Raw genomic sequence first — 22,707 nt, 5'->3', positions numbered from 1 at the left:
CTCAAATATATGAAAGGTTTAAATTAGATTGTATCTTTGCAAACCAAAATTAAGGCATGAGGACAAAGTCACTTAAAAAGAATAAAATCAACGTTGTAACATTAGGATGCTCTAAAAATGTTTACGACAGTGAGGTGTTGATGGGACAACTTAAAGCAAACAATAAAGACGTTGTACATGAAGAAGAAGGCAATATTGTAGTGATAAACACCTGTGGTTTTATTAATAATGCCAAGGAGGAAAGTGTAAATACCATCCTTGAATATCTTCAAAAAAAGGAGGAAGGCGATGTAGATAAAGTGTTTGTAACAGGTTGTTTAAGCGAGCGTTATAAGCCAGATTTGGAAAAAGAAATTCCTGATGTCGATCAATATTTTGGAACTACCGAATTACCTAGTTTATTAAAAGCTCTCGGTGCAGACTATAAGCACGAACTTATAGGTGAGCGTTTAACAACTACACCAAAAAATTACGCTTATTTAAAGATAGCTGAAGGTTGTGATAGACCTTGTAGTTTTTGTGCGATTCCTTTAATGCGAGGAAAACATAAATCTACACCTATTGAAGAGGTTGTAATTGAAGCTGAAAAACTAGCAGCCAAGGGTGTTAAAGAACTAATACTTATTGCTCAAGATTTAACCTATTATGGACTTGATTTATATAAGAAACGTAATTTAGCCGAACTTCTTGAAGCTTTAGTAAAAGTTGATGGTATCGAGTGGATTCGTTTGCATTATGCATTTCCAACTGGTTTCCCAATGGATGTGTTAGATGTGATGAATAGAGAGCCTAAAATTTGTAATTATTTAGACATACCATTACAACATATTTCCGATAGTATTTTAAAAAGCATGCGTCGTGGAACGACTCAAGAAAAAACGACAAAGCTGTTAAAGGAATTTAGAGCAAAAGTTCCTAATATGACGATTAGAACCACACTTATTGTTGGGTATCCTGGAGAAACCGAAGAAGATTACCAAAAGCTTAAAGATTGGGTAATCGATATGCGTTTTGAACGCTTAGGTTGTTTTACTTATTCACATGAAGAAAATACACACGCTTATAATCTAGAAGATGATGTGCCACAAGAGGTGAAGCAAGAGAGAGCAAATGAAATCATGGAAATACAGTCTCAAATTTCTTGGGAATTAAATCAAGAAAAAATAGGACAGGAATTTAAAGTAGTTATCGACAGAAAAGAAGGTGATTACTTTGTAGGTCGTACAGAATTTGATTCACCAGATGTAGATAATGAAGTCCTTATTGATGCTTCAAAAACATATCTAAAAACAGGAGAGTTTGCAACGGTAAAAATTACTGATGCTGCCGATTTTGACTTGTATGCAGATGTTGTTTAAACTATCTCTCTTTCTTTTTGTCAATTTTTTCAAGCTGCTTTGAAATCTTGAGAATTGCAGATTGAATTGATTTTTCAGGTTCAATAATATTGTATTCTCCCCAAAATTCTGGATCTGAAAATCCTGAAGCTTCATCAGTTAAAATAATTGTTGGCCTAATTTTATTATCTCTGTTTAGAGCAGTAGTAATGTTTTTTGTCCAATCGGTCACTGCCATTTCAATATTCAAAGTATAAATACTGCTAAATAGTTTTTTTCGCCATTTTACCCTAAAAGCCAATTGTACGTTGCTATAACTATAATACCACTTCCCATCAGGTGTCGTTTTATAATCAACACGATATGAAGCCTCTTCAGCTTCTACTCTAACCAATCTAGGTTTTTTTCTAAGAAATAGCTTTACTGCTTCATCTTTGTTTTCAACATTTAAGCTATAATTGGCACTTACTAAAGCAAAAGTTTCAGCATCAATATAAAGTTTGCCTCTATATAATGGTGTTACTATATTTGGTTGTTGCTCAAAATTCACAACATATACTTGACGGTCATTTATTTGAGTTGAATTACCAAAACTAAAATTGTAGTAATCAAATAATTCTTCATCAAATATATAATCTTGGTATTTAACTATGTCGGAATACAAAGCACTATAAGGACCTCCTTGTAGCTTTACAGCTAAAGTATCTAATCTAGAATAATTTGTGTTTTTTCTTGACTTTACTAACTCTACAGCATCTCTTTTAGAAGTTGAGTAAGGCTCTTTATAAATTTTAACAACAGCTTCGGCCAAAGAAGCATTTTTGTTGCGTTTTTTTATAGTCTCTCTATAAAAAGCAGTCATGAGAGTTTTGTTGTTTACATATTTTTCTTCACGATTTTCTAAGGTAGCTTTTACTAATGCACGAGCATCTTTTGGCACATTTATATTTACTTGTGATAGCTGTGTAGTAATAACATTTAAGGCAATAATAGTATTATCGCCTTTAAGACTTTGCAGTGATACTTCTTTAGTTTCATATCCAAGGAAAGATATTTTAACATTCTTTTCAGATAATGACTTAGGTACTTTTAAAGTAAATTCACCTTCTTTATTTGTTATAGTGCTAATATTTGAGTCCGTAACTGAAATATCAGCAAAAACTAAAGGGTCTTTAGTGTCGTTGCCAATAATACGACCTTTATACTCATCGAAAGACTGCGAGGTGTCTTGAAAATTTAAAGCATAAGAATTTTGATTAAAAACCAAAAAAACTAAAAGTATTAGTGATGAAGCGAGGCTTGTTTTACGTAGTTTTAAGTATCCTTTTTTCATGATAACTTTATTTAAATTTATTGTGAGAAGTAATAACTTATAAGTTACTAATTTTTAAATTTTTAACCTAATACATTCAAAAAATTAACACCTTAAAATTTAAAAGCTAACCCAATTTGTAGTGTGTTAAATTTTCTGTAGCCAGAATCATCTTCAAGAAACTTCGATAAGGCAAAATATGGTCTACCTTCAATATAAAAATTTGGAGTGATTTGATACCTTGCTCCAAACGTAAACCCAAACATAAACGAGTTATATAAATCGCTGTTTTCTGCCTCATCTAAATCTAATAAAACTTGACCTTCTGGACCAACAAAACCTGTAAAATCATTTCCTAAATCGAAATTTAATAATACAGGAAGGTGTAATAAATTTATGTTGTTTCTGCCTTGAAATTCAGTTGAAGAATAAATAATTTCTGGTTGTACACTAAAAATATCTGAGGTTGGAATGTTTACAAAAGCGCCAATATAGACACCAGATTTTTTTTGAACATTATCACTGGATTCATTGACCGTTTTATTATGCATAGAGTTTAAGCCTGCTTTTAGCCCAAATCCTATTTCTGGTATAATTATCTCTTCGTCTTGTGCAGAAATGTGTCCAACAAAAAACACTAAAACTGTTGCGAGTATTATTTTTTTCATAATTATCATTTTCAAGTTGAGTAAAGTTATACCATTAATTATTTTCTACAATGGTTCTAAAAGTTAAATTAACTCTTGGGTCTTTAATTTTTTTTGTTGGAGGTAATCGATGTAGCCAATGTTCTTGAGTTTTTCCTGTCATCACTAGTAGACTCCCATGTTCTAATAAAAACTCACATTTTTCTTTAGTTTCTTTATGTTTAAAAGCAAATTTACGTTCTGCACCAAAGCTTAATGAGGCTATAGCTCCATATTTTTTTAAATCTTTTTCGGCATCACTATGCCAACCCATTGTTTCTTCTCCATTATGGTATAGATTACATAGGCATGAGTTAAAAGTTTCCCCAGTTTTTAATTCAATTAGTTGTTTTAATTTTGATAACCCAGGTGTAAATGGTAAGGCTTTTTTAGTTTTTCCTGAATAGGTGTATTCAAACATTTTGTCTCCATACCAAGCGACTTTACGTTTGGTTATATAGTGTTTACCATAAACTGTAGCTTCGTCATGTTTCCAGTCTAAATTCTCTAGAAGATTAAAAAAAATGGTGTTAGCCAATTCTTCTGGAATAATTTGTCCATAATAATTAACCACACCATCTTTTGGTAGTAAGTTTTTTGTTTCGTCTATTGTATCATTAAAAAGTTTCACAGTTATTACTATTATATATTTGCTGGTAACGTATTTCTTATTTTAAATTTTCAATAAACAATAATGTAGATAATCGGTAATATTCTAATTCAAAGTCTTCTGCTGTTAAGTACTTGGTTGTTGTAATTGCAATCATTGTAGGAGTAACTCTATGGCTTCTTAAGGATTGTGACTCTTGATTGAATTTATAGAGTTTGGATTTTAAATACTTTTCAGTTTGAAAAACTTCATTATGGCAATCGAAAAAAATGTTATTATCCTCAGGATTTTCTCTATTTAAAAAACTAATTTTTTCTGAAAAATTGAATTCATTTGAGAAGTCATAAGTTCCTGTATCAGCTATTTTTTTGTAAAAATTCCAATAACCTTCTGGACTTGATGATTCTAAAATTCCTTTATCTATTAAATGCTGCTCAAAGTCTGAAAAAATTGGGTTTACTTTTTCTTTTTCCTCATCTGATAAGGAAATAATTAAACAATTATATAAATCTTTTTCTACTCTATCATATTTACTTAGGCAAGAATTTACCATAAGTCCAATAATTAATAATAGTAGCTTTTTCATAGATTAACTAACTACTGCTCAATATTAGTTTTATCTTCAACGTCATTTAAAAGAATTGGTTTTCCAAAACCTAATGCTTCCAGTTTTTCCATTTGGGTTTTAGCATCACCAACAACCATGTAATTCATTTTATTTACATCTAAATATTTATCAGCAAGTTGCTTAATATCTTCAACAGTCATTGCTTTTACAATAGCCTCTCGTTGTTTTGCATAATCATCTGGGAGATTGTAATTACTAATATTACTTAGCATACCTAATTTAGACCCTAAAGTTTCAAAAGCTCTAGCATTACTTTTAATCATAAATCCTTTGGTAACCTCTAAATCTTTTTCGGTATAATTTTTACCGTAATTTTCTACAATCTCTTTAACTAAACTAGCTGATTCTAATGTTACATTAGATCGAACTCCACTACTAATAGTAAAAGCACCTTTAATATTTGAACCAGAAAAACCAGAACCAATACCATAGGTATATCCTTTGCTTTCTCTAAGTTCTTGTGTTAATTGTGATGCAAATCCACCACCACCAAGGCGATAATTTAAAACACTGGCAGGGTAATAATCGGCATCGGTTGCCGCAAGAGCGGGATAACCAAATCTAATTATTGATTGTTTTGCATTTGGCACATCGTAAAAATATACTTTAGAAACTGTTGGGGCTTCAGGTGATGTAACCTCTGGAATAATTACCTCTTTAGCTTCCCATTTTTTGTTTAGATTTTTTAAAGATGTAACAACATTTTTTTGAGAAATATCTCCTACTATTTGAAAATTTGTAATAGTTGGAGAGATGTTGTTAGAGTAATATGTTTGCAGGTCTTCTATGGTAATGGTATTTACTGATGCTTCGGTACCAATATTATTTTTAGATAAAATATGATTGTCACCATACGTTAATTTTGCATATTCGATTGCAGCAATGCTATTTGGGTCTCCTTTTTGGCGTTGAATTTGGCTAAGTGTACTTTGTTTTAACAAAGCAAACTCATCAATATCCCAGCGAGGTTCTAATAACATTTCTTCCACCAAAACCATTGTCGCTTTATAATTTTTAGCAAGCGAATTACCTGAAATTGTAATAGCTTCATCAGATGCAAATGCGTTAATGGAGGCACCTAGGCTTTCAATAGCATTTTCTAATTCTTCTGGCGTTTTGCTTTTTGTTCCTTTAGTAAGCATGTCGGCCAATAAATTAGATACACCAATTTTATTAATATCTTCTAACAACATACCACCTTTAATTTGCATTCTGAATTGAACCAAGGGTACTTCATTATTTTCAATACCAAACAATTTCATACCAGATGATAAAGATTCTTTCCATACGTCTGGAACTTTTACATCTGGGCTCTCGCCATAAGCTGGTTCTACAGATCTATCAAAGCTTGAGGGTGTTCTTTCATAAGTTGCTACAATGCTTGGATCGAACTCTTCCTCAGCACCATCTACAATTTGTTCTTCAACAACTTCAGCTAAATCAGAACCTGCAAGTGCTAAATCTACTTGCCCTTTTGGTACAAAACTTGTCGCTACATAGTTTTGATTTTTAATATAGGCGTTATAAACACGCATCACATCATCTGCTGTAACTGCTAGTATTTTTTTAACATCTTCATTAATATATGATGGGTCTTCAGCAAATATTTTATATTGTGCCAATTGGAATCCTTTTCCTAAAACACTAGATAAGCCATTATAAAAGGTAGTTTCTTGACCAGCTTTAATTCTATCAAGATCTTTTTGAGGAATTCCTTCAGTTTCAAACTTTGCAAATGCTTCATTGATGGCGCTTTGTACATTATCTAATTTTATGCCATTATATGCAGTTACACGTAAAATGAATTGACCAGCTATTTCAGAATTATATTGAGACATTCGAACGTTACTTGTTAACTGATGTTCTTCAACTAGGGTTTTATAAAAAGGTGCTGATTTCCCTTCTGATAAATAACTTGCCAAAACACTCAATGCGTAAGAATCATCATGGTATTGGTGTACTGCAGGCCAAGTTAAAGTAAGCTGTGGCAATCTAGCAAAGTTATCTTCGTAATATAGTTTTTTAGTTTTTGATAGCTCTACAGGTTGTTTTGCCATTTTAGGAATATCTTCACCGCGTTTTATTTCGTTAAAATACTTCTCAACCCATTGTTTTGCTTGAGCAGTATCAAAATCACCTGCAATTGTTAAAGTAACATTATTAGGGACATACCATCGATTGTAAAAATCTTTCACATCTTGAAGCGTCGCATTTTGAAGATCTTCTAACGAACCAATAACTTGCCAACTGTATGGATGACCTTCAGGATATAAATTTTTATCAATAACGTATTGTGTGTGTCCATAAGGATTATTGTCTACACCTTGTCGCTTTTCATTTTTTACTACTTGTTTTTCTTTAGCTAATACAGGTTCAGTAACTGTATTAATAAAGTAACCTAGTTTATCTGCTTCAGCCCAAATCATTTTTTCAAGTGCATCTTTTGGTACTGTTTGAAAATAATTTGTGCGATCTCTACTAGTAGAACCATTTGCTCCAGAACCTCCAATTCGTGCACTCATTTTGTCTAAGCCGCCTTTTCCTAAGTTTTCCGATTCTAAAAAGAGTAGATGCTCAAATAAATGTGCAAACCCTGTACGTCCTTCAATCTCTCTAGCAGAACCAACATGACTTGTAAGTGCAACTGCAACTACAGGATCAGATCTATCAACATGGAAAATAACGGATAATCCATTATCTAAAGTGAATTCTTCAAATTCTACTTTAAATTCTTTGGTTTCTTCGGAATTATTTTCGTTAGCACAGGATGCAACGAATAAAACGAATATGATTAATAGTGTTTTAATTGATTTCATTTTGATTGATTTTTATTAATTATTTGCAAAGAAAACGGCGTTTACAAAAAATAGTTTTCCGTTTTCCCAGAAACTTCTAAAAAGTGTATTGTCTACCATATATACAATGCTTCCTCTTCCTTGGCGTTCTTCACCAAAAACTAGAGAATTTTTAAGTCCTTTTAAGGCATCCACACCAGCAAAACCAGAAACTTTGGTTACATTATCTCCAATATGAGCAACATTTGTACCTCCATCTAGTAAGCTATAAGATGTTGCGCCTAACTTCAAAGTAAAGTAATCATTAGAGTAACCATAAGCCATTGGATGTGTGTTATCTACTTTGGTTTTAAAAATAGCACCAGTAATCATATTTTTGGCAGATTCACGTTGTCTTTCAGCATAAGGAATTAAGTTGTTTGATTCTTTGTCATCGTCATCATTTTCATTGTATTCTAAACCAAAGCCTTTTTTACCTGCGAAAGTACTTAAAGCTCTTTCAATTGCTATTACTTTTCCACCAGCTCGCATCCAATCTTGTAATTTACTCATGCCACTGTCGTTAAGCATACTTCTGTAGCTCCCACTTGGTAGTATTAGCACATCGTATTCAGCAAGATTTACTCTGCCAAAATCTTCTGAATTAATAGACGTTACAGGATATTGTAATTGTTGCTCAAAGAAATGCCACGTAGCACCATAACTTAACGATGATGTGGCTTCACCAGAAATCATGGCGATTCTAGTTTTATTAATAAGTCTAACAGATGATGAACCCATATCTGGAAATGTATCAGAAAATCCAGTAGTAATTGCTGTTAATGGTTGCTTTTTATTTTGCGCAATAGTATTTAAAACGGATGTAAAATTGTCTATATGCGTATTATCTCGTTGAAGAATAATCAATGAACCTCTGTTAAATGTGTTCCCTTTTTGCGAAAAAGGTTTGTGGTTAAAGCGTACTTTGACGTTTTTATTCAATAAAGCAGTTAAAAATTTAGCGTCTTTTAATGAGTTCCAATCACTTACATAGCCATAAGCATTTGTTAAAGGAACAACTGTTGTTTTATTTATAGTATTAGTAGTATTTACTAAACTAGTACTTGCAATAGTCTCCAGCCCATAAGCATAAGGTAAACTCCATGCAGTAATATCATAAGTTAATGAATCACTTAATTTCGCATTTGGTTCAAATAATGCTTTTATCATTTTCCCTTTTGGTTGATTGGTGCTTACCACCAAATCGTTAGAAGATGTATTCATACTTCCAGAGGTATTAGTAGAATATTTATGTCCAGATATTTTTTTACTTGTTGCATAGCCATAAGCAATTTCATGTTTATCTAGTAAAGATTTTAAGGCACCTATTTTATCTGGATTTCCAGACATCACATAGCTTTTGTATTTTAAACCAGAATTGTCAAAGAATTTTTTAAATTCCTGAGTTAATCTTGTAGCATTTTTAGACGATATTTCTACAGTAGAAAGACCAGTTGTTGTATGATGGGCAACTCTATCCTTTAAAGTTAGTACATGGCCTTCAGCTGTTTTAATACCTAAACCACCACGACCATGACCAGCTTGTTCATATGTCATACCTATAGCTCCCATATATGTTGGATACGTATCTCCATAACTTGGGTATAATAAATCAAAGCTTTCACGTGTAAAATATAACCAGCCTTCGGCATCAAAATATTTAGCATGATTCTTTCCTATTTGTACTTGGAAATCTCTTTGCCAATCACTAATAATTTCATGAAATGGTTCTGCAGCAGGCGCAAAATAATAAGGATTGTTTATTCCTTGTTCATGGAAGTCTACATGAATATGCGGCATCCATTTATTATATACTTTTAATCTAGATTGAGATTCTATTTGAGAAGCCCAAGCCCAATCACGATTTAAGTCAAAAAGGTAGTGGTTTGGTCTTCCTCCAGGCCAAGGTTCAGAATGCTCGCTTGACTGCGGATCGATATCAAAAGGTGTACTTTTAGTTTCATTAAACCAATTAGCATAACGATCACGACCATCTGGATTAATACATGGGTCTATAATAACCACAGTATTTTTAAGCCACTCTTGTTTTTCAGTAAGTAATTTATAAATAGTACTCATAGAAGCTTCCGTACTTGAAGCTTCGTTACCATGTACATTATAGCTCAACCATACAATTGCAATATCATTAGAAGTAGCATTACCAGATAATAACCCAGTGCTTTTTAAATTGTTTTCTCTAATGGTTTCAAGGTTTTTCATATTCTCCTCAGAGGATATATAGGCAACAACTAGAGGTCTACGCTCATAGGTTTTGCCATAGTGTTCTAGCTTTACCTGATTTGGCATAGTAGAAGCAACATGTTTAAAATAATCTACAACTTGATGATTTCTTGAAAATTGAGTTCCTAATTCATAACCTAAAAACTCACTTGGCGTTTTTATTTGTTGAGCCATTGTAATGGAAACAGAACATAAAACGACTAATACGATTCTATAAAATTTTTGCATTATTGGTTGATTTTTAATAATAGTAACTATAAAGATATAAACACAAAGTGAACATTAGTGGTTTTAAGCATTTTTTTTACAAAAAATTAGCGTTTGCTCATGACAATTAAATTTTAGTCTTTTTTTAACCAATTGAAAATTTCAAATAGATGAAAGAGCAGTATATTTACAAAAGATTTGAAAGCTAACTATGCCAACCGATTGTATTCCGTTTAGAGACACTGACTATTTTTCTTCCTTAATATGTGATTACCTTGATGAACATCAAGAATTACAACCTTTTTATAATCGTTTTCCTAAAATAGAAAGTTTTAAAGACCAAATTGATGAGAAAGAAGCTAACTACGGTAATTCGAATCGAGATGTATTAGTTGCCACATTAAAAAAGCAATATAAGGGTGTTGAAGCATCAAAAGCTACACTTGATAATATTGAGTTATTACAACTATCAAATAGTTTTACAATAACTACAGGTCATCAACTCAATTTGTTTACAGGTCCTTTGTATTTTTTATATAAAATTATTTCAACAATAAACCTCACCAAAGAATTAAAAGCTAAATATCCAACATATAATTTTGTTCCAATCTATTGGATGGCGACTGAAGATCACGACTTTGATGAGATTAACTATTTTAATTTTAAAGGCAAAAAAGTTAAATGGCATAAAGAAGCTTCGGGAGGTGTTGGAGAGTTAGATATCAAAGGTTTAGATAAAGTATTTGAAACATATTCTAAAGAATTAGGTCAAGGCAAAAAGGCTGCTTTTCTAAAAGAATTATTTAAAAATGCCTATCTAAATCATCAAAATCTTGCTGAGGCTACAAGATATATAGCTAACGAGTTATTTAAAGATTTAGGATTGGTAATTATTGATGCTAATGACCAAGATTTAAAAAGACTTTTTGCACCTTATGTTAAAGAAGAGCTTTTAAATCAAACTTCTTATAAAGCTGTTTCTCAAACGAATTTAGAAATAAACGAATTATCAAATAACTATAAAATTCAAGTTAACCCTAGAGAGATAAATTTATTCTATTTAAAAGATGGTTTGCGTGAGCGTATTGTTGAGCAGAATGGTAATTATAATGTAAACGACACAGATATTTCTTTTACTGAACCTAAAATTTTAGAAGAACTAGATAAATATCCTGAGCGATTTAGCCCAAATGTGATTATGCGTCCATTGTACCAAGAAGTCATTTTGCCAAATCTCTGTTATATTGGAGGAGGAGGAGAACTCGCTTACTGGTTCCAATTAAAGGCTTATTTTAAAGAAGTTAAAGTTCCTTTTCCAATGTTATTATTGCGTAATTCAGCATTGATAAAAACTAAAAAGCAAACTGAAAAACTAGAAAAATTAGGAGTGTCGCTAAATGAATTGTTTTCTAAGCAAAATGATTTAATTAACCAACAAGTAAAACGATTATCGACTATAGATATTGATTTTTCAACTCAAAAAGAACATCTACAAAATCAGTTTAAAGCACTCTATAAGTTAGCAGAAGAAACCGATAAGTCATTTCTTGGAGCAGTTGCAGCACAAGAAAAAAAACAAATAAAAGGCTTATTTAATCTTGAGAAGCGATTGTTAAAGGCGCAAAAGCGAAAACTAGACAACCAAATTTCTCGAATAACCGAGGTTCAAAACCAATTATTTCCAGGTCAAAGTTTGCAAGAACGAAATTTAAATTTTTCTGAACTTTATCTTGAGTTTGGAGACCAATTAATCCAACAGTTAGTATTAAATTTGCAACCTCTAAGAAGTGAATTTTTAATATTAGAACTGTAACACATGCATAAGATAGATATTGAGCTTGTTGAAATGACCATGGATGTCATGAAATATGCTATCGATAGAATTTCTCACACTAAACAAAAAATAGGTAAACCACAAAAAGCAGAAGAGCTTAAGGCTTTGGTAGGAGAAACTATTACTAAGGAAGGAATTGGAGGAGAATATGCTTTTAATTTATGGAAGCAACATTTAGCTAAAGCCAATGTTCCTGTAGATCATCCACGTAATTTAGCTTTCGTTCCTGCTGCACCTACACGAGCAGCTGTGATGTTTGATTTGGTGACATCGGTTTCCAGTATTCATGGTGCTTATTGGATGGAAGGAGCAGGAGGTATTTTTTGCGAAAATGAAGCTATGAAATGGATAGTTTCATTAACAGGATTACCAGAAGGTGCTTTTGGAGTATTTACAAGCGGAGGAACTGCGGCAAACCTTTCTGCAATAGTAACAGCTAGAGAACATTGGAGAGAAGACGATACTTATAAAAGAGAAAAAGGATTAATTATCACGTCTATAGGAGCACACTCTTCAATAAAAGCAATGGCTAAAGTTGCTGATGTAGATATTCTATTAGTTGATACAGAAGAAAAGTTAACAGGAGCTGCGCTTCGCGAAACCATAGATAATTTAAACTTCCATCAACGTAAGCGTCTCTTTGCAGTAGTGGCAACAGGAGGGACTACTAATGCAGGAATTATAGATGACTTAGAAGGTATAGCTGAAGTTTGCGACACTGAAAGAATTTGGTTTCATGTAGATGCAGCATATGGAGGAGGAGCTTTGGCTGCCGATTCTGTTCGCCATTTGTTTAACGGTATAGAAAGAGCAGATAGTATTACAATAGATCCGCATAAATGGATGTTTTCACCTTACGATTGTGGTGCAGTAATATACAGACGTCCTGAATTTGCAAAAAGAGCACATTCACAAGAAGGATCTTATTTAGATATTTTTAAAGACGAAGGAGCACATGGTTTTAATCCAACCGATTATCAAATACAATTAACGCGTCGTGTACGTGGTTTACCGTTATGGTTTTCTTTGGCTTCTCATGGAACAGATCGTTACAAAGAAGCTGTAGAAAGAGGTATTGAGTTGGCACAAATTGCAGGAAGAATGATTGAGGAAGATCCAAATCTTGAATTGGTTAGGGAGCCAAGTTTGTCTTGTGTGCTTTACAGAAGAATAGGTTGGAAACCAGAAGACTATACGCATTGGACATATAAAAATCATAATAAAGGTTTTGCTTTGGTAACTCCAACAAAATGGAAAAACGGCAATACTTTTGAGACTGTTTCACGTTTTTGCTTTATAAATCCAGATACTACTGAAGAAGATATCCGAATGATTTTAGAGACTATGGCTGAAAATTAATTTTTAGTTCTTGATCATCAGTTAAAGCTAACCATTGATTGTATAGCTTATGGTAAGTTGTTCTTATTTGCTTTAATGTATTCTCATTTAAATTATTTGGAAATTCCAAATTATTGACTTTTAAAATATTTTTAAGAGCTTCAATAAAATGATCATTAAAACCACTATTCAATAATTCAACTTCTAGCATATTTACAATATGTTCGGTAATAATTGCGTCAGGATGTAAATTTTCTACTCTTACTGCAAAAGGACGTTGTTCTTTTGGTAATTCAAAATCTGCAACTGTATAACCATCATTTATGATTCCATAGAAAGCTTTATTGAATTTTAACGTAGACTCAACTGCATAATGAGCTAAATCGTGCGTTTCTAATCCACGATGTAATTTAGACCAAGTTGATGAGCCATCACTTCTAACGATGGTTAAAATAGAAGATTTAGTTGTGCTTTTTTTTAGTGTGATAGTCATCAATTCGTTTGTTAAAAACTTGTAGAAAAGTAATAAAAAATTCCAATTTAAAAGTTGCTAAAAAACAGCAAATGATTACTTTTGCACATGCAACACGACAAGGTATTAATTTTAGACTTCGGATCGCAATATACACAGCTTATTGCACGTCGAGTTAGAGAACTCAACATTTACTCCGAGATACATCCATTCAACAAAGTTCCAACAAACATAGACGATTATAAAGCGGTCATCTTATCTGGAAGTCCATTTTCAGTTAGAGGAGATGAAGCTTTACACCCCGATCTTTCAAATATAAGAGGCAAAAAACCCTTATTAGGTGTTTGCTATGGTGCTCAATATTTAGCGCATTTTTCTGGCGGTAATGTAGCGCCTTCTAATACACGCGAGTATGGTCGTGCAAATTTATCTTATGTAAAAGAAAATGAAGATTTCTTTAAGGGGATTTCTCAAGGTTCGCAAGTTTGGATGAGTCATAGTGATACTATAAAGGAATTGCCTACCAATGGTGAATTGCTAGCAAGTACACACGATGTGCAAAATGCTGCATATAAAATAAATGGAGAAACAACCTTTGCTATTCAATTTCATCCAGAAGTATATCATTCAAAAGATGGAAAACAATTATTAGAAAACTTTTTAGTAAATATAGCTAATGTCAATCCAGATTGGACACCAGATTCATTTGTAGAAGAAACCGTCGAAGCCTTAAAAGCTAAGATAGGCAACGATAAAGTGGTTCTTGGTTTATCAGGTGGTGTTGACTCCACAGTTGCTGCAGTTTTGCTAAACAAAGCAATTGGAAAGAATTTGTATTGTGTGTTTGTAAACAACGGATTACTTCGTAAAAATGAGTTTGAAAATGTATTGAGTCAATATGAAGGCATGGGACTTAATGTAAAAGGTGTTGATGCTTCGGCACGCTTTTTGGATGCCTTAGCTGGAGAAAGCGACCCAGAGAAAAAGCGTAAAGCAATAGGTCGCGCGTTCATTGAAGTATTTGATGATGAAGCGCATTTAATTGAGGATGTTACTTGGTTAGCCCAAGGCACCATTTATCCTGATGTGATTGAAAGTGTTTCGGCAACAGGAGGACCAAGTGCTACTATTAAAAGTCATCATAACGTTGGTGGATTACCAGATTTTATGAAACTAAAAATAGTAGAGCCTTTAAAAGCACTATTTAAAGACGAGGTAAGACGTGTAGGTGCTTCTATGGGAATTGATCCTGAGTTATTAGGTCGCCATCCATTTCCTGGACCTGGTTTAGCGATAAGGATTCTAGGTGATATTACGGCTGAAAAAGTTCGTATATTACAAGAGGTAGATCATATATTTATTAGTGGTTTAAAGCAGTGGGATTTATATGATAAGGTTTGGCAAGCTGGAGCCATGTTGCTTCCTGTAAATAGTGTTGGCGTAATGGGTGACGAACGTACGTATGAAAAATGTGTCGCTCTTAGAGCAGTTGAAAGTACTGATGGTATGACAGCTGACTGGGTAAATTTACCTTATGAGTTTTTACAAAAAACATCAAATGATATAATAAATAAAGTGAAAGGCGTTAATAGAGTAGTATATGATATAAGCTCGAAGCCACCAGCAACTATTGAATGGGAATAAATATATGTGACTAGGGTGTGTCTAAATCTATACAAGCCATAATTAACGTATATACATTTAAAAATAACACATGAAGAAGTTTTTAATCAGTTTAAGTTTTTTAATTCTTTTTAGTATTTCTGCTAAAGCACAAGACTATAAAACACATAAAGTAAAGATTGGCGAAACTATTGAGAGTATTGCAAAAATATACAAAGTAACTCCTTACGATATTTATGCTTTAAATCCTGATGCTAAAAACAGCCTTCAACCTAACATGGTAATTATTATTCCAGAATCTAAGGTGTTAGAAAACCCAGTGGAAGCTCAAGTAACAAAACTGGTTGGTTATAAAACTCACAAAGTAAAGCGTAGAGAAACATTATACAGTATAAGTAAGATATACAATGTTACTGTTGATGATTTAAAAAAGCATAACAATAGATTATATTCTGAAAACCTAAGAAAAGGCGATAGAATCAACATTCCTAAGTACGATAAAGTTACTGCTACCACTAATTTAGAAAATACTATTAGAGGTTACAAAGTAGAACCTAAAGAAGGGAAGTGGCGAATTGCTTATAAATTTGGAATTACCGTTGACGAATTAGAACGTTTAAACCCTAAAATGGCAGATACTTTACAAGTAGGTCAAGAAATTAATGTGCCTAATATTGCTAATAACGAACAAAAGATTGTAGATGAAGAGTTTGGGTATTACACTGTTGTACCAAGAGAAGGTTTTTTTGCTTTACAACGTAAGTTAGGGTTAACTCGAGAAGAAATTGAAATTTTAAACCCTGAGTTAAAGGAGGGAGGTTTAAAAGCAGGTATGATTATTAAAGTACCAAAAGATGTTGATGATAATAGTGGAGAAGAAGATGTAACTCGTTCAGTGTTAATTGATAAAATTAATAATTACGAAACAAAAAATTTAGCGGTAATGCTACCTTTTAGGTTGGATCGTGTTGATATGAATGCTACTGAAGATATAAAGAATATGTTAAGTAACGAAAATTCGTTAACAACCATAACAGTAGATTTTCATACAGGTGTTTTAATGGCTATAGATTCTCTTAAACAGTTAGGTATATCTACCAAGTTGGATGTGTATGACACTAAAAATAGAGAAAGTGAAGTAGCCAATATTTTAAACAGCAAAGATTTTTCAAATTATCATGCTGTAATTGGGCCTTTTTTTCCTAATAATTTTGATCGCGCAGCTGGAATGTTGCGTCGCGATAATGTACCAATCGTGTCTCCAGTAATGCAAGCTAGTAATTTGTATAATAATGTATTTCAAACTGTTCCAGCAAATGAATTAAAACGCAAGCGCATTGTGGAATTTGTAAAGAAATTAGATACAGTACCTAGTCGTATTTTAATTATTTCTGATCAAAAACATCGCCATGAAAACAATCTCTTAGCGCAAGAATTTCCAGGAGCTAAACAAGTTTTTTCTCGTGTTGATGAAGAAACTAAAAAAGACCAATTCTATATTTTGAAGGATGATATAGAGAAAGAATTTAGAGAAGGTCTTAATATGGTATTTCTTGAATCTGATAACGAAGGGTTTATATCTAACGTAACAAGTATGTTATCTGGATTTATTGGCTTTGATGAAGAGTTAGAAATAGAGCGTGAAGTTGTGTTATTAACAAGTGATAAGAGTGGAGCTTTTGACCGTGATAACGTATCTAATATTACTTTATCTAAACTTAAGTTTCATTACCCATCGCCTAATAGACCAATAAATCAAGATCAAACAGATAGTTTTGTAAAAGCATATCAAAAAAAGTTTTACACCACTCCAAATCGTTATGCTATTAGAGGGTTCGATTTGACTATGGATGTGCTTTTGCGTTTGGCAACTGCCGACGATTTATATGATGCGTCTTCCAATGATATTGAAACCGAATATGTCGAGAACAAATTCCGTTATGGTAAAAAAATGTTTGGAGGTTATTATAATGAAGCTATTTATATTGTAAAGTTTGATAATCTTAGAATTGTTGAGGTAAAACAATAATAGTAATTATTCTTGCGTTTTTTCTGTAATTGATTACTATTCTATGTACAAATTATTAATTGCTTGTTTAGTTTCTGTAACTTTGTTTCAAGATAGTCCTACCATTAGTTGGGATTTAGATAACCGATTAGAGTGGAGTGATTTTAGGGGCGAACCAAGACCTAGTAATAATTCAGTGGCTGTTACAGCTTCAGGAATCACTTTTAGTTACTCTACAAAGAAATCAGATACACGATTAGTAGACTATAATTATAATATACGTGCCGATTTCTACCCAAACAGATCTTGGTATTTAAAAGAAAAAGCAGATAATAATATTTTGAATCACGAGCGATTACATTTTGATATTACCGAACTTCATGCACGTATGTTTAGACAGCGTATTGAAAAAATGAAGTTTACAATGGATATTGATAATCAAATGAATCGTTTACATAAGACCATTAACAAAGAATTGGAAGCATTGCAAAATAAGTATGATGCAGAAACAAGACATTCTCAAGACCTCGAAAAACAACAAGAATGGCAAATAAAAATTATTGAAGCACTTAATAAGTTGTCTCGATACAGTTCATAATGCTTAACCAAAACCAAAGCAAACAATTTCTAGTAAAACTAGCCAACACCAAGATGCCTTATGGTAAATATAAGGGTAAGTTCATGATAGATTTACCCGAGTATTATGTGGTTTGGTATAGAAACAAAGGTTTTCCAAAAGGGCAAATAGGTGAGATGTTAGCAACTGTTTATGAACTAAAAGCTAATGGACTAGAAGAGTTGGTAAGAAACATTAGAAGAACGTCTTAATTATCTATAGAGTGTTTAATACTTGGCTTGTTGGTAGAAGCAACATGGTCTATTTTCCATTCGTCGCCATATTTTTTATAAATAGCTGTCCACGAAAAATGGGTTTCTTCCTCAATTATATTTTCAGTTGAATCTTTAAAAGTAACAGTGACTATTTTATCTACAATGGTATATGCCATACTACCATCATCTGAAAATTTAATAATAGGCTCGGACACATCATCCCATTTTACAAACTCTACCGACGAAAAATAACTATTGTATCTAGCAATAGTAGCATCTTTTGTTGGCTTACTGATCTCACCTCTATTAACCGAAATAAAATTTTTAGAGAGCTGATTTGCAAACGCCATAGAATCTTTATTAAAGTGATACTCTCTTTGCGCATGGTGCAACTTTAATATGCTAGCTGTTTCTTTTTCAATAGAGAAGGGTTGCTGCTTGTTACAAGAAACACATACAATAATTACAAGGCTTAATAGATAGGGTTTTGTCATAGCTATGATTTAACTATAAAGTTAATTAATTTAAGTGAATGCAATTTTTGGCGGTTAGTTTAACGTCTATGCATAAATGTAGTAGCAGTTTTAGAAACCATTACTTTCAGCTAATTTATAACTTTTATTATATGTAAGTTTTTTGTTTGTAGCACTTTGTCTGCTATTACATTTATACCTTGTTGGCAACTGGCTTTTTATTATTTTTCTTTCCAATAATCAATTAAGGCATCAATAGACTCTTCTTCATTTTTTTTGTCGTAAAAAATCGTATTATCAAGGACTTTTACTTTTTGAGCATAAATTACGGCTTGGTTGAAGTTTTTACTTTGAGCTAATAACTTAGCCTTGGTCCAATACAAATGCCCTTTAATGTAATCCCTTGGATAGAATTGCTCATTCCATTCAGATCTAGAGTTCATTATTTTTTCAGCTTGATTTATCCAGGACATAGCTAAACTATCATTTGAGCGTATTTGTAACAAATGTTCTGCGCCTTGTAAATATACTATCCATTTGATATATTCGGATTGTTTGCTCGCTCTTAATTCCACTTCTTGCTGAAACTGAATAAGGTAATTAGTTTCAAATGGAATTTCTATTTCTAGATACTCCCAATTTAAAATTATGCTCCCAAATTTAAATCCAACTTGATTAATAGAATAAGTTAAATTTTCTGTTTGATTAGTATTTCTTTTTGGCAAAATATCTATTCTTAAAGCATCTTCATCCTTATTGTATTTAAATGCTCCCCATTGTTTGTGGATTTTATTGAATATTATAGTCCATCTATCGTTTTCTTTTGGAATTTAAAAAATGCATATTTTCCACTATCCAGTGATGTATTATTAATTGTAATGGATGAACTAAACTCAACAGTAGTAGCATTGTTGGCACCAGCTCTCCATACTTTGTTATAAGGAACTAATTCTCCCCAAATCTGTCTATTTTTTAAAGCCGGACTACCATACTTAATGTTCACTTCAGTATAACCTATTTTTTGATATATTGCTTTGTCAGGACTTACTCTTGGTACCAATCCAATTTGATACTGTCCAAACGCTATCTGTGATATAAACATCAGAATTAGGGTTGAAGTAAATTTGTTCATATGTATCTAATAGTTTTTAAGAATATACATACCAGTTATTGCTCAAAATTACGTAATTAAATTATTCTTATCTCTAGAAATTGGTCTGAAAGGATTAAAATTGAGCTTACAATCATAATGATTAGATATGTTGCCAATTGAAATTTCCAACGGAGTGAATACTTTTTTGAAATTTTATATACCAAAAAGAATAAAAGTCCACTAACTATTATTGATAGTGTAAAGGTTCCAATTCCTAAATACTGACTTACACGTCCTTCATCATTCGCGTTTATAAAATTCATTAGTCCCGCTAAAACCCTCATATAAAATGCTGTGAAAAGAAATGGATAAAGGTATTTGTTCCAGTCTCGCTTTTCCAGAATAATAAAGACTACAAGCGCTTGTATTATTGTAATTATTGGGCCTGATATTGAAATGAAAGCCTGATGTAGTTCGATTGGGGTTTCACTTTCTATTGGGTAAGTTACATTTAGTTGCATTATTGTTTTATATCCTAATAATTCACTTGTAAGCCAATGAGTAAATTCGTGAATTAACCATGTAAACATAACAGCTACAATTCCTGCGGCTAGGTATTTTCCATTTATTTTTTGGTTGTTCATCCGTCAAATATTGAAGATTCATTTTTGTGTACATCAATACTCGGACAAATTATGTAAAGTTTAAAAAGTATGATGCCGACAATGTTACGTCAATAATGTGACAATGATTATAACAGGTTGATTTTTAGCTTTATATCTAATTCTGATTTATTTGTTAGACTTATTGCATTTTTAATGGTAATAAAGACATTGATACAAATTAAAGTAATTAAAAGAAAAATAAGTAAAGGAATATTAGTTTGTAGCCAATTTTGTATAAAAGGACTAATTATCAATAGAATACAAGTGACAACAGTCCAAATTACTTGAATACTTAGTATATCTCTTCCAAGTGACTTTGTTTTTTTATTTTTGCTTTTGAACGTTAAAATTGCAGGTAAAATTATGTTTCCAAAAGGAATGATGAAAAATGATAGTGTAGCTATATTGATGATTTTGATTTCAGGTAAATTTAGCTCATTCTTTAGAAGAGTTTCAGGTTTAATATTAAATGCTTTTGCTATAGCTTCTAGAGTAAAACCTTTTAAGCTATTTCCGTTTTCGATTCTTTGGATGGTTCGCAATGATAAACCTGACTTTTCAGCAAGTTGAGTCTGAGTCAAATTATTTTTTTCTCTATAAAATTGAACCTTGTTTTGCATTAGTTAAACTTTGTTTTAGCTTGTTGCCAATGTTTTTTACAGATATGCGCGTTTTAATGACTTATATCCGACGTTAAACGAAGTTAGCTATTTTTTGTCAGAAAATCAATACGTTCACCTGCTTATATATGCCAGTAGAAAAGGTTATTAACAATAGCTTATAAATAACCTAAAGCAAAGCCTAAATAAGTGTAGAAATTTTGTAAATTTGCCTGCGTTTAAAAGCGCAACATGACTACAGCAACTAAATATATTTTTGTAACAGGAGGTGTAACCTCATCACTCGGTAAAGGTATTATCGCAGCATCTTTAGCCAAATTACTTCAGGCTCAGGGTTACAGGACTACCATTCAAAAATTAGATCCATACATAAATGTAGATCCAGGAACATTAAACCCATACGAACATGGAGAATGTTATGTCACTGATGATGGCGCCGAAACCGATTTAGATTTAGGTCATTACGAACGCTTTTTAAACGTACCAACCTCACAAGCTAACAATGTTACCACAGGACGTATTTACCAAAGCGTGATAGAAAAAGAGCGTCGTGGTGAATTTTTAGGAAGAACAGTACAAGTGATTCCGCATATTACAGACGAAATTAAAAATCGAGTTCAAATATTAGGTAATTCTGGCGATTACGATATCGTTATTACCGAAATTGGTGGAACTGTTGGTGATATAGAATCTTTACCTTATGTTGAAGCTGTACGTCAGTTAAAATGGGACTTAGGAGAACATAATGCTATTGTGATTCATTTAACCTTAGTACCATTTTTATCGGCAGCAGGTGAGCTAAAAACAAAACCAACACAACACAGTGTAAAAACTTTGATGGAAAGTGGAGTGATGGCAGATATTTTGGTATGTAGAACAGAACACGAATTGCCTGAAGATTTACGTCGTAAATTAGCATTGTTTTGTAATGTTAGGGAAGAAGCAGTTATACAATCTATTGATGCATCAACCATTTATGATGTACCAAATTTAATGTTAGAACAAGGATTAGATAAAGTTGTCCTTAAAAAATTAGAATTAAAAAGTGATACACCAGACCTAACTCAATGGAATGAGTTTTTATCGCGCCATAAAAATCCAAAAGGCGAAGTTACTATTGGCTTAATTGGTAAATATGTTGAGCTTCAAGACTCATACAAATCAATTTTAGAAGCCTTTATTCATGCAGGAGCCGCAAACGAAGTAAAGGTAAATGTAGAGTCTGTACATAGCGAGTATTTAAATGCTGAAAATATAAAACTTAAGCTATCACATTTAGATGGTATTTTGGTAGCTCCTGGTTTTGGGGAACGTGGTATAGAAGGTAAAATTGCAGCTGTAAAATTTGTTCGTGAGCAAAATATCCCATTTTTAGGGATTTGTTTAGGAATGCAAATGGCAGTCATAGAGTATTCTAGAAACGTTTTAGGTATTGCTGATGCCAATTCAACCGAAATGGAAGAAGCAACTACCAACCCTGTAATTGACCTTATGGAAGAACAAAAAAATGTAACCCATAAAGGTGGCACTATGCGTTTAGGAGCTTGGGACTGTCAGTTACATGAGGGTAGTATAGCAGCTAAAGTGTATGGTACTAACATGATTGAAGAACGTCATAGACATAGATACGAATTTAATAGCGACTACCGAGAGCAAATAGAAGCAGCAGGTATGAAAGCTACTGGTGTAAATCCAGAAACTGGCTTGGTAGAAATTGTTGAAATCCCAACACATCCTTGGTTTGTTGGTGTTCAATACCATCCAGAATATAAGAGTACAGTTGCTAGTCCACACCCTTTATTTGTGGCATTTGTAAAAGCGGCACTTAAATATTCTAAGGCTAAAAACAATGTCAGTATGGCATAATTAAAACAATGGATAGCTTTTTGTTAGGT

The 22,707-nt window shown here is 32.5% G+C and carries 18 protein-coding genes and 1 pseudogene; 8 read left to right on the top strand and 11 right to left on the bottom strand.

Annotation, left to right across the window (positions count from 1 at the left end):
* The first annotated feature begins 56 nt into the window (after window positions 1–56).
* Window positions 57–1,358, top strand: coding sequence for a 30S ribosomal protein S12 methylthiotransferase RimO (gene rimO / locus ABGB03_RS09865; RefSeq protein ID WP_347922346.1), 1,302 nt, complete (start codon window positions 57–59; stop codon window positions 1,356–1,358).
* Window position 1,359: 1 nt separating this feature from the next.
* Here the strand turns inward: rimO and ABGB03_RS09860 are convergent, their stop codons facing one another.
* The 6 genes from ABGB03_RS09860 to ABGB03_RS09835 form a co-directional block, all read right to left on the bottom strand.
* Window positions 1,360–2,670, bottom strand: coding sequence for a carboxypeptidase-like regulatory domain-containing protein (locus ABGB03_RS09860; protein ID WP_347922345.1), 1,311 nt, complete (start codon window positions 2,668–2,670; stop codon window positions 1,360–1,362).
* 92 nt (window positions 2,671–2,762) lie between these two features.
* The gene (locus tag ABGB03_RS09855) at window positions 2,763–3,317 is read right to left on the bottom strand and encodes a porin family protein (protein WP_347922344.1); all 555 of its coding nucleotides are present in this window, start codon (window positions 3,315–3,317) and stop codon (window positions 2,763–2,765) included.
* Window positions 3,318–3,351: 34 nt separating this feature from the next.
* Window positions 3,352–3,966: an alpha-ketoglutarate-dependent dioxygenase AlkB gene (locus ABGB03_RS09850; RefSeq protein WP_347922343.1), complete on the bottom strand. Its 615-nt coding sequence runs from the start codon at window positions 3,964–3,966 to the stop codon at window positions 3,352–3,354.
* A 37-nt stretch (window positions 3,967–4,003) separates the two neighbouring features.
* Entirely contained in the window at window positions 4,004–4,531 is a 528-nt protein-coding gene (locus tag ABGB03_RS09845; RefSeq protein WP_347922342.1) for a hypothetical protein, read from the bottom strand.
* Between the two features lie 11 nt (window positions 4,532–4,542).
* Entirely contained in the window at window positions 4,543–7,389 is a 2,847-nt protein-coding gene (locus ABGB03_RS09840) for a pitrilysin family protein (RefSeq protein WP_347922341.1), read from the bottom strand.
* 15 nt (window positions 7,390–7,404) lie between these two features.
* Window positions 7,405–9,876 (bottom strand): M14 metallopeptidase family protein, encoded by a 2,472-nt coding sequence (locus ABGB03_RS09835; protein ID WP_347922340.1) that lies wholly within the window; start codon window positions 9,874–9,876, stop codon window positions 7,405–7,407.
* Between the two features lie 190 nt (window positions 9,877–10,066).
* Between ABGB03_RS09835 and bshC the strand changes: the two genes are divergently transcribed.
* Window positions 10,067–11,668 carry a bacillithiol biosynthesis cysteine-adding enzyme BshC gene (gene bshC, locus ABGB03_RS09830; RefSeq protein WP_347922339.1) on the top strand — a complete coding sequence of 534 codons (1,602 nt, stop codon included), beginning with the start codon at window positions 10,067–10,069 and terminating at the stop codon, window positions 11,666–11,668.
* Window positions 11,669–11,671: 3 nt separating this feature from the next.
* A complete protein-coding gene (locus ABGB03_RS09825; protein WP_347922338.1) occupies window positions 11,672–13,048 on the top strand; it encodes an aminotransferase class V-fold PLP-dependent enzyme in 1,377 nt (458 codons plus the stop codon).
* Here ABGB03_RS09825 and ABGB03_RS09820 read toward each other — a convergent pair.
* Complete coding sequence (locus ABGB03_RS09820) at window positions 13,032–13,520, bottom strand: hypothetical protein (protein ID WP_347922337.1); 489 nt, start codon at window positions 13,518–13,520, stop codon at window positions 13,032–13,034. The genes ABGB03_RS09825 and ABGB03_RS09820 overlap by 17 nt on opposite strands.
* Before the next feature lie 87 nt (window positions 13,521–13,607).
* On the opposite strand from ABGB03_RS09820, the gene guaA reads away from it, so the two are divergent.
* The 4 genes from guaA to ABGB03_RS09800 all read left to right on the top strand — a co-directional run bounded on the left by guaA (window position 13,608) and on the right by ABGB03_RS09800 (window position 17,958).
* Window positions 13,608–15,143, top strand: coding sequence for a glutamine-hydrolyzing GMP synthase (guaA, locus tag ABGB03_RS09815; protein WP_347922336.1), 1,536 nt, complete (start codon window positions 13,608–13,610; stop codon window positions 15,141–15,143).
* 70 nt (window positions 15,144–15,213) lie between these two features.
* On the top strand, window positions 15,214–17,151 hold the full coding sequence (locus tag ABGB03_RS09810) for a LysM peptidoglycan-binding domain-containing protein (protein ID WP_347922335.1): 1,938 nt from the start codon (window positions 15,214–15,216) through the stop codon (window positions 17,149–17,151).
* Window positions 17,152–17,194: 43 nt separating this feature from the next.
* A complete protein-coding gene (locus ABGB03_RS09805; protein ID WP_347922334.1) occupies window positions 17,195–17,728 on the top strand; it encodes a DUF922 domain-containing protein in 534 nt (177 codons plus the stop codon).
* Window positions 17,728–17,958 carry a DUF3820 family protein gene (locus ABGB03_RS09800; protein ID WP_347922333.1) on the top strand — a complete coding sequence of 77 codons (231 nt, stop codon included), beginning with the start codon at window positions 17,728–17,730 and terminating at the stop codon, window positions 17,956–17,958. The genes ABGB03_RS09805 and ABGB03_RS09800 overlap by 1 nt, the downstream gene beginning before the upstream one ends.
* On the opposite strand, the gene ABGB03_RS09795 is transcribed toward ABGB03_RS09800, so the two are convergent.
* The 4 genes and pseudogenes from ABGB03_RS09795 to ABGB03_RS09780 form a co-directional block, all read right to left on the bottom strand.
* Complete coding sequence (locus ABGB03_RS09795) at window positions 17,955–18,455, bottom strand: nuclear transport factor 2 family protein (protein ID WP_347922332.1); 501 nt, start codon at window positions 18,453–18,455, stop codon at window positions 17,955–17,957. The two genes, ABGB03_RS09800 and ABGB03_RS09795, sit on opposite strands and share 4 nt — an antisense overlap.
* A 200-nt stretch (window positions 18,456–18,655) precedes the next feature.
* Window positions 18,656–19,536: pseudogene (locus tag ABGB03_RS09790) on the bottom strand (DUF2911 domain-containing protein).
* Window positions 19,537–19,622: 86 nt separating this feature from the next.
* Window positions 19,623–20,171: a hypothetical protein gene (locus ABGB03_RS09785; RefSeq protein WP_347922331.1), complete on the bottom strand. Its 549-nt coding sequence runs from the start codon at window positions 20,169–20,171 to the stop codon at window positions 19,623–19,625.
* Window positions 20,172–20,278: 107 nt separating this feature from the next.
* The gene (locus tag ABGB03_RS09780) at window positions 20,279–20,812 is read right to left on the bottom strand and encodes a helix-turn-helix domain-containing protein (RefSeq protein ID WP_347922330.1); all 534 of its coding nucleotides are present in this window, start codon (window positions 20,810–20,812) and stop codon (window positions 20,279–20,281) included.
* Window positions 20,813–21,043: 231 nt separating this feature from the next.
* On the opposite strand from ABGB03_RS09780, the gene ABGB03_RS09775 reads away from it, so the two are divergent.
* Window positions 21,044–22,678 (top strand): CTP synthase, encoded by a 1,635-nt coding sequence (locus ABGB03_RS09775; RefSeq protein WP_347922329.1) that lies wholly within the window; start codon window positions 21,044–21,046, stop codon window positions 22,676–22,678.
* Window positions 22,679–22,707 lie beyond the last annotated feature (29 nt).

This window comes from Pontimicrobium sp. SW4 (assembly GCF_039954625.1).
GTDB lineage: Bacteria > Bacteroidota > Bacteroidia > Flavobacteriales > Flavobacteriaceae > Pontimicrobium.
This window is presented reverse-complemented; position numbering and strand designations above follow the sequence as displayed.